The organism is Nostoc sp. 'Peltigera membranacea cyanobiont' 232, assembly GCF_002245985.1.
Taxonomy (GTDB): domain Bacteria; phylum Cyanobacteriota; class Cyanobacteriia; order Cyanobacteriales; family Nostocaceae; genus Nostoc.
The window spans coordinates 1-1581 of the sequence record NZ_NOLK01000375.1; the positions used below are offsets into that span (position 1 = coordinate 1).

The following is a 1581-nucleotide window of genomic DNA, read 5'->3' on the forward strand; positions in this document are numbered from 1 at the left end:
CTTTTTCTAACTACAAAAAATTTTTGGACGACGCTGCACATTTACCGCCTCGATTTGACAGCACCTACAAAAATAGCGATCGCAGCGAAGCGTCCACTGCTCTTAAGGTATTAATACCTGTAATGCTTATGGAATATAGCTTATAGCTTTTCTTAGTGCCATTCGGTTGAGGATGCTTACGTTAACAACATTCCGGTAATGACCGGGGGAGTAGGGCAACCAGCACTGCACGAGTTTTATTCCAAATACTTCATTCCACAGATGCCGCCAGATACCGAGATGACACCGCTCTCGCGCACGATCGGCACTGATCGGCTCGCCGATGAAATGGTGTTTAAGTTCACTCATACCATCCAGATGGACTGGATGCTTCCTGGCATTGCTCCGACAGGAAAAAGGGTTGAAGTGCCACTGGTAGCCATTGTCCGGTTCCGTGAAGGCAAGCTAGTCCACGAGCACATCTACTGGGATCAGGCGAGTGTATTGGTTCAAATCGGCTTGCTCGATCCTAGTAGTCCGCCAAGTCAACAATGCTTGGTTTGTAGTGAGCGCTTCACCGCTCAAATCAAAGACTAAAGTCCTTACTACGAACTTATTCACCCATCAAAGTTAGTGTGGTGGACTTAGAGTAGGCTGCCCGTTGTGGGCATTGACAGTGCGCGTAAGGCGATCAATCCTAACTTGCCTTCAAACGCACTGATCGATCTTGCCAGCGATCGCGACTATGGCACTAAGAAAACCCAATAAGGAAGGGCAGATCCTTCACTACTGCGAATACTCGAACCTGATGTCTGCAATCGAGGCGTGGGGTGGCATCCAAAATTTGTAGCAATCTTTTCAATTTAGATGGTGCAGGGTATTTACGTAAAGAATACGTGACCTGCAAAGTTGTTTTAAATCATCAATTACGAAAGTAGCATCGTGGAGGCTCTAATGGACGAATCTTGTGTCATTCCAGTGGTCAAATCGCCGCATGAATATCAGGCTTACCGTATTAGTCCAGATGCCACAAATCGGTTAGCAATCGTTTTTGATCCAGCAACTGTCAATTTATCCATCACGTATTGCATTGAGATTTTTGATGTTGATGGAAAAACGCCACCCAATCGACATCTATTTGCGGTTGAGACATTTTTTGTGCTGAAAGGTGAAGGCATTGCAATTTGTGATGGGAAAGAAGTTGTGATTCGTTCGGGAGATACCTTGCTTGTGCCGCCGACGGGAGTTCATGAAATCCGCAACACTGGGTCAGAGCGACTGTACACGATTACTGTCATGATGCCGAATGAGAATTTTGCTGAACTGATTCGTAGCGGCGTTCCAGTCAAACTCGATGCCGAAGATTTAGCCGTGCTGCGGCACGATCTAGTCCAGAATTCAGTTTGACGACATTATCGAAGTGGTTGAGCTCTCCATGCAAGACTCCGCTCAATTTTTTTAATTGAAGGTACTATTATAGCGGTATGCATTTGAATGAGATACGAACTTGTGTACTATAGGTTTGATTTACTGAATTTAAGAGTTACTTGGAAGACTTGATACTGGTTCTACGTATTCAGTGATGCAATAGCAACAATGAGT

General features: G+C 45.1%; 1 protein-coding gene and 1 pseudogene. Both read left to right on the forward strand.

Annotated features, from left to right (window positions below; all coding sequences use genetic code 11):
• Positions 1–186 precede the first annotated feature (186 nt).
• Positions 187–576: pseudogene (locus tag CDG79_RS40430) on the forward strand (ester cyclase); the annotation flags it as partial.
• A 357-nt stretch (positions 577–933) separates the two neighbouring features.
• Positions 934–1386: a cupin domain-containing protein gene (locus tag CDG79_RS40435; RefSeq protein WP_094347032.1), complete on the forward strand. Its 453-nt coding sequence runs from the start codon at positions 934–936 to the stop codon at positions 1384–1386.
• Positions 1387–1581 lie beyond the last annotated feature (195 nt).